Source organism: Kitasatospora sp. NPDC091257 (genome assembly GCF_044757675.1).
Taxonomy (GTDB): Bacteria; Actinomycetota; Actinomycetes; order Streptomycetales; family Streptomycetaceae; genus Kitasatospora; species Kitasatospora lactacystinica.
In genome coordinates this window covers 1-6,615 of record NZ_JBIVVI010000438.1, presented here as the reverse complement: position 1 = coordinate 6,615, position 6,615 = coordinate 1, and the positions used below count along the sequence as shown (strand labels likewise).

General features: G+C 70.2%; 7 protein-coding genes and 1 pseudogene. 6 read left to right on the top strand and 2 right to left on the bottom strand.

The genetic code is table 11. The annotated features are described in order from the left end of the window. Nucleotides 1–767 (top strand): phage minor head protein (locus ACIQOV_RS20860; protein ID WP_401050481.1); only part of this gene is annotated, 767 nt, incomplete at its 5' end. A 62-nt stretch (nt 768–829) separates the two neighbouring features. Then, nucleotides 830–1,075, top strand: a complete 246-nt coding sequence (locus ACIQOV_RS20855) for a hypothetical protein (RefSeq protein ID WP_401050479.1) — start codon at nt 830–832, stop codon at nt 1,073–1,075. Nucleotides 1,076–1,090: 15 nt separating this feature from the next. On the opposite strand, the gene ACIQOV_RS20850 is transcribed toward ACIQOV_RS20855, so the two are convergent. Further along, complete coding sequence (locus ACIQOV_RS20850) at nt 1,091–1,270, bottom strand: hypothetical protein (protein ID WP_400673238.1); 180 nt, start codon at nt 1,268–1,270, stop codon at nt 1,091–1,093. Nucleotides 1,271–1,386: 116 nt separating this feature from the next. Between ACIQOV_RS20850 and ACIQOV_RS20845 the strand changes: the two genes are divergently transcribed. The 4 genes from ACIQOV_RS20845 to ACIQOV_RS20830 all read left to right on the top strand — a co-directional run bounded on the left by ACIQOV_RS20845 (nt 1,387) and on the right by ACIQOV_RS20830 (nt 5,742). Further along, a complete protein-coding gene (locus ACIQOV_RS20845; protein ID WP_401050477.1) occupies nt 1,387–2,304 on the top strand; it encodes an Eco29kI family restriction endonuclease in 918 nt (305 codons plus the stop codon). Between the two features lie 206 nt (nt 2,305–2,510). Continuing rightward, the gene (locus tag ACIQOV_RS20840) at nt 2,511–3,422 is read left to right on the top strand and encodes a hypothetical protein (RefSeq protein ID WP_401050474.1); all 912 of its coding nucleotides are present in this window, start codon (nt 2,511–2,513) and stop codon (nt 3,420–3,422) included. Between the two features lie 79 nt (nt 3,423–3,501). Beyond that, on the top strand, nt 3,502–4,536 hold the full coding sequence (locus ACIQOV_RS20835) for a hypothetical protein (protein WP_401050472.1): 1,035 nt from the start codon (nt 3,502–3,504) through the stop codon (nt 4,534–4,536). Between the two features lie 66 nt (nt 4,537–4,602). After that, on the top strand, nt 4,603–5,742 hold the full coding sequence (locus ACIQOV_RS20830) for an HK97 family phage prohead protease (RefSeq protein ID WP_401050470.1): 1,140 nt from the start codon (nt 4,603–4,605) through the stop codon (nt 5,740–5,742). A gap of 48 nt (nt 5,743–5,790) precedes the next feature. On the opposite strand, the pseudogene ACIQOV_RS20825 reads toward ACIQOV_RS20830, so the two are convergent. Continuing rightward, a pseudogene (locus tag ACIQOV_RS20825) lies at nt 5,791–6,615 on the bottom strand (glutamate--tRNA ligase); the annotation flags it as partial.

The following is a 6,615-nucleotide window of genomic DNA, read 5'->3' as shown; positions in this document are numbered from 1 at the left end:
CCCCCGCCTCCGACCTCCCGCTGGAGGAGAGCGCCGTCGACGCCCTCCGCAGCAGCCTGGACGACGCCCTCCAGGTGCTCACCACCCGCTGGACCGAGCGGACCGTCGCCCGACTCAACTCCCCCCGACACCGCAAGGGCACCCGGCACTGGGATGACCGAGGCGACACCACCGCCCGCACCGGCACCAAGACCTTGCCCATCGACCAGGTGATCGACGTCGCCACCTGGCAGCTGGAGGCCGCCCAGGCCCTCCAGCCCCTCATCGACCAGGCCGCCACCACGGCGGCGACCGAGCTGCAAACGGCGATCGGCTCGACCATCACCGCCGTCGAGGTCTGGCCCACGCTCTCCCCGCTGCTCGCCACGTGGCTCGCCCGGCAGGCCCAGGCACTCGCCGACGACGTGGCCGACGCCGACAGGGAGGGCAAGAGCCTGGCGGGCATCGCCGAGGCCACCCGCGACTGGGGCCGCTCCCTCGCGAACTGGGCAAGCGTCAAGGCAGGCCACCTCGCCACCGCCACCGTTGAGAGCGCCCGCGACCAGGCCGCCGCCGCCAGCTCCCGCGCCGGTCTTGTCCGCCGCTGGGTAACCCACGACGACGGCCGGGCCCGGCCCGACCACGACGCGGCCGACGGCCAGACCCAGCCCTACGGCAGTGCCTTCACCATCGGCGACGACCTGCTGCGCCACCCCGGAGACCCCAACGCCTCGCCCGGACAGGCCGTCAACTGCCGTTGCCGCCTCGCCTGGAGGATCGAACGCTGACCGCCCGGCCCGGTCGAAGGATCGCGACCACCACGCCCATACCCCCCGTGTGAGGATGAAGCATGACCACCGGAACACCCCCCAGCGACCGGCAGCAGCTCAACGAGGACTGGCTGCGCAGCCGGCGCTGGGACATCCGCTACCCGAACGGCGAGCCCGTCACCACGCTCGACGGGCTCGCCCAGGTGCTCCGCGTCTCCAGGCAGGAGGCCGCCCGACGAGTCCTGACCCAGCCGTTCGGCAAGGCCGCGCCGACCGGTCTGCAGAGAGAGGCAGAGGCGGTGTCTGCTGCAGAGGGCAGTCAGTAGCCGGGGATGTGCTCGTCACTTCACCCAGAGGACGGCCAGGTAGGCGGCACCGAGGGCGAGCGTGGCGCCAGCGGCGGCAGCGCCGCGCTCCATGGCTTCGGGGAAGGAGTGGGTGCGCCAGTAGCGGAGGCAGCCGCTGCCCAGGGCAACGACGAGGCTCGCCAGAGCGATGGTCACGAACACGAGGGCTCGCATGGCCTACCTTCCTGGAGAATTAGGAGAGTGTGGAAGTGCAAGTGCATCCCGCCAGTAGTGTTCAATCCGGAGGATTGAACACTACTGTACACGTGAGAGTCGAGGAGTGAACCCCCGTGGGTGACCAGAGCGGTCGGCAGCAGCTGAGCGATGCCCTCGCCAACCTGCTTGCTCGGTCACGGACGACCAAGTCGCAGGTGGCCAGCCGGGGGAACCTGTCCCGAACGACGGTCTCGGCTGCCTTCAGCCCAGACGGCCCGCTTCCGTCTGACCGGACCCTGGAAATGATCGCGGAAGCACTGCACGCCGACCCGGCTCCGCTGCGCAACCTCCTGGCGATCGCTCGCAACGAGGAAGCGGAGCAGCCGCGACCAGTCGAGGAGGCGAAGGCTCGGCCTCTGAGCCCGGCGTACCGTCTTACTCCGCCGCCAGCGGACCCGCGTCTTCGCGAGTACAGCTTCGACCCGCTGCGCCCCGAGAATCTGGTGCGCAGTGTTGCCGAAAGGTTCCGAACGCTCATGGTCAGCGACCTGGCGGAAGCCGCTTCATGGGCGCACGACGCAGGAATCTATGCGATCTACTACAACGGTGCGCACAGCCTCTACACGCCCATCTCCGGGAGCGTGATTCCGCTGTACGTGGGCGGCGTTCACGAAGGCCCGCGCGCGCGGCAGGGGGCGTACCTCAAGCGTCCAACGGTGAGTCAGCGACTCGACGAGCACTGCCGGACCCTCGCCCAAAGCCGCGACCTCGATCCGACGGATTTCATGGTCCGCACGCTGTTCATCGATGACCTCTTCATCACTCCGGCGGTCGACCTGCTCACGGCCGAGTTCAAGCCTCTGTGGAACACCACCCTCGACGGATTCAGCCTCCGTAACCCCGGGCGGGGCAGGACCCAGCATGGTCGGCGACCGAAGTGGCACGAACTGCATGCCGGTCCTGATTCCTGGGCTGCCGAGATGCGACCGGGCCGGAGTCCTCGGGAACTGGAGGACGAGGTTCGCCAACACTTTGCTGCCTGGCTCCGCTGAGGTGCGCGTCTTCGCAATGACCGCGCCGAGACGCTAGGCAGCTCTCCTGCGATGGTGCCGACTCGACCGGAGCACAAGCACCAGGAGTCTGAGTGTCCCGCCCAGCAGTTCGTGAAGTGCGTCTGCGCCTACGTTGGAAGAACGAACCGTTCCGCGAGAACCTGCACCCCCGGGATGGCCGCGGCCGGTTCGCGCACGGTTCCGGCATGGGGCTGAACCCGCTGCTGGAACGCATCCGAGCGGCCGCAAGCAGGCCATCCCGGGCACCGCGCTCCGAACCTCGCTTCGACGAGGAGCAGCACGGCCTCGTGTTCCGCGACGGACAGAGTGAGCGCGTCGCCAAGGCGTACAAGGCCAACGTGGTGGAGGGGATCGCCCGCGACCTGCGGGACATGCCGGACGAGACGCTGCTGCTCAAGCACGACCGGGCCTGGCTCGACCGCGTGCGCTCGGGGGAGGTGCACGCGTACGAGGACCCGGCGACCGGGATCGTCAACTCCGTCCGGCCAGGCGACGCCCCGGCAGACGCGTCCTGGACGCACGTCGACGCGGACCGGGCACGCGAGCTCCTGCGGCGCGACGCCGTCAACCAGGTGGTCGCCACCTGGGCGATGACGTCCAACGACGAAGACGCCCGGGCCCTCGCCGTCCAAGAGAGCGCGCGGGACGCCTTCGGGCTGCACCCGGCCGCCACCTGGCCCAGCACCGATCAGCTCGCGCGGGAGACCGCCGACCAGCGGGCCGCCCTCGGAACCGGGTATGCAGCCATGCTGGCGGCGATGTGGGACCGCACCCAGAACCACCTGACGGAGGCCGACGTCGGCTCCCTGACCGTGTGGCGCGGCGTGGCCACCTCCGACGGGAAACCACCCGCAGGCTGGACGGTCGACGGCAGCGCCCTCTCCGACCCGCTGCTGCGCCCACTTTCCGCGTGCTCCCTCGACCCGGACGAGGCCTACGGCTTCGCGACTGCCGAGGGGCCCGGCATCGTGATGAGCGCGATCGTGCCCGCAAGCAGGGTGATCGCGACGCCGGCGACGGGACTCGGATGCCTGGACGAGTCGGAGGTCGTCATCCTGGCAGGCCGCGGCACCTGGCACTGGCAGTCCGCCGAGTAGTCCGCACCGCTCGGCGCGACACCACCCCCGGCCCGGTGCCACGCTGCCGCCGTCCCGATCTCTGGCAGAAGGCGGTGCGGTGTACGACCTTCCCACTGTCACCCTCCGGCTGCGCCGCAAGGACCGGCTCTGGGACGAGGCCCGGCACGCGCGCGACCACCAAGGCCGCTTCGCCCACCACCCGGGCACCGGCCGAGTCGGCCTGCCGGGCACCCTCGCCGACGACCAAGCGGTCAGCCAGTCGGACCTGCTGGGGAAGCGGCAGAGGTCCCCCGGTGCCGTCAAGGCCGCCATGTGCGACTCGCTTGCCAGGAAGATGGATAGCGTCCCCGACGAGCAGCTGCTGTCCGACCGCCAGCGCGACCGCCTCGCCCGGGTCCGAGCCGGACAGCTCGCCGCCTATCGCCCGGAATCCGGGGCGACCGGCTACGCCGACTACGTCGAGCAAGCCGACCTCGACAACGGTGCCCGCCGCGAGCCCTGGGGCTACGTGAGGATGAGCGCCGAGGAGTACCGGGACTTCGCGCGCGCCGAGGCCGTCTCCCACCTCGTCGCCGGGTGGGCGGCGACCTCCAACGACCACGACGCGAACGCCCTCGCCCTCCAGGAACGCGCCCGCCAGGCCTTCAACCTCACCGACACCATGGCCTGGGACCACGGCGACGCCGACCTCGACACCGAGACCGCCGCCGCTCTGGCCGAAGACGGGCCCGTGCTCCACGCCTTCCTCACCGCCATGTGGCAGACCACCCAGACGCACTTCGCCGACCTCGGCGTCACCCACATCACCGTCCACCGCGGATTCACCGACGGCTACGACAACACCCACGTCAGCGAGATCGACGGCCAGGGCACAGTCACGGACCTGCCGCTGCGCCCACTGTCCTCCTTCACCACCGAAGAACACGTCGCCGCCGACTTCGCCACGCACGGCGGCGAGGTCCACGGCTGCACGATCAGCGGCGACGTGCCGGTCACCCGCATCCTGGCCGTGCCCGGAACCGGCATCGGCTGCCTGGACGAGTCCGAGATCGTCATCCTCGCAGGACCCGGCGACTGGCACGCCCAGCAGGTCTACGCCCAGCACGATGACGACGGCTGGCACGACGAGTAGACGAGACCCAAGCCTGCTGTCCGCCTACCGTGACCGCCACCAACCCAGCGAACCGGGAGCGACACGGTGGCACCGACCCCCAGCAGCACGCTGGACCACAAGCAGGCGACCCTCGGCGTGCTGGAGACCGACGACGACCAGGGCACCTTCACCACGCTCGTGTCGATCACCGGGCTGCGCGACCACGACGGCGACGTGATCGAGCCCGGAGCCTACGCCCGCACCCTCACGGAGATCATTCCGAAGGGCGTGTGGTCGCACGACTGGAACGTGTGGACCGCCCGCACCGAGCACGTCGAGGAGCTGCTGCCCGGCGATTCCCGGCTGCCTGCCGCTCTGCCCAAGGGGCAGCCCTGGCCAGCCGAGGCCGGCGCGCTCCTCGTCAAGGGCAGCTGCAACCTGGCCACCCAGGCCGGGAAGGACATGTACGCCAACCTGCTGTTTTTCGGCGACCAGGTGCAGTGGTCGATCGGCTACCAAGTCCGAACGGCCAAACGCTCCAAGGGCGTCCGCCGTATCACTGACCTGGACCTGTACGAGTACAGCCCGGTGCTGTTCGGCGCGAACGAGTACACGTCCACGCTCGACCTCAAGCAGCGCAAGGCCCGCGGCGTGCTGGCCGACACCCAGGTGGAACTGGCACCTCTGGCCGGAACCTTGGAACAGCGGATCGACGCCATCGCTTCCGCCGTGGAGCAGCGCCTGCGTCCTAGCGAGGACGACCGTGTCGGGTACGGCACGGTGCAGGTCATCGGCACCTACCCGGACCGGGTCATCGCGACCGTGTGGAGGTACACCGAGGACGGCTTCGGCTCGACCAGCTGGGAGGTCCCCTACACGCTCTCCGGGGACGGCGTCCCGACCGTCGGCCAGCCCAGCCCCGTGCGCCTGGTCCTCGACGTCGAGGGCACCGGTCCCGACGCGGCGCTTGCCGCCCTCGCGCCCGACGTGGAACGGGTCGCCTCCCAGATGAAGACCCTGGCGCACCTCCAGAGCAAGGCGGGACGCGTCCTGTCAGGAGAGAACGCCGACCGCCTGGCCTCCGCCGTACAGCACCTGGTCGCCGTGCTCACCGCCGCCGGCATCGACTGGCAGCCGCCCGAGCCCCCGGCTGACGAGAGCAAGACCCTGGCCACGGCGGTCCTCAAGCCGACCGAGATCAGCGCGGCCCTCATGCTGTTCGCCGATGCCAGGGCCGACAGCTGAACACGGCCGGTCGGTCCTGAAGGGCCGCCAGAACCGACCGGGACGCGGTCAGGCCGTCCGTACGGCGTCCAGGCGCCGCCGTACCTCGTTCTCTCCGAGCGTCGCCGCCACCAGATGCAGAGCGGGGCTGCGGGTCGATCCGGTGAGCAGAACGCGAATGGCCTGCGATGCCTCCTTGATGGAGCCCGCGTACAGGTCGGGGTTCTGCTTGTAGGTCCTGGCGTTGTCGGCGAAGCCGAGTTCGGCGGCGACGGCGCGGATCTGGTCGAACCAGGCGTCTCCGTCCTCGAGGGGCTGGTAGCGGTCGAGCAGACGCCGGCCGAGGTCCTGGACCACGGCCGGAGCCAGACCGGCGAACCGTGCGTCGGCGGGATCGGTGACAGGGGCGAAGAGCTGTGGGAAGAAGAAGGCGTAGTGGGTGCGGAAGTCGGCCCACTTGCGCAGGTCCTTGCGCGGGTTGTCGAATCCGTCGCGCTCCACGGCGAGGGCCCGCAGCGCAAGGTCTTCCTCCGCCTCCAGCGCCTCGGCGAGCGGTACGTCGTACGCCTTGGCCCACTTCTTGACGCGCTCCAGGATGCTCGCGCCGGGCAGGGTGGCGACGTGGTCGGCGCAGATGTCCTCCAGCTTCGCGAGGTCGACCAGCGCACCCGTCACCCCGCACTCCTCCAGACGCAGGGGCTCGCGCAGGGCCTCGCCGAGGGGCATCTCTGCCAGCCTGCCGTTGGCCAGGCCGCGCAGGTAGTACAGGACGGCCTCGGTCGGGTAGCCGGCCTGGGCGTAGTACTCGACGTCCGCTTCGGGGTCCTTGCGCTTGGAGAGCTTGCGGCGGGTCTTGCCCTCCTGCTTCATCAGGGGGGCGATGTGGGCGTAGGG

Coding starts and splice junctions, on each gene's coding strand:
- ACIQOV_RS20840 (WP_401050474.1), top strand. CDS start 2,511: ATGGGGCTGAACCCGCTGCTGGAACGCATCCGAGCGGCCGCAAGCAGG.
- ACIQOV_RS20850 (WP_400673238.1), bottom strand. CDS start 1,270: ATGCGAGCCCTCGTGTTCGTGACCATCGCTCTGGCGAGCCTCGTCGTT.
- ACIQOV_RS20855 (WP_401050479.1), top strand. CDS start 830: ATGACCACCGGAACACCCCCCAGCGACCGGCAGCAGCTCAACGAGGAC.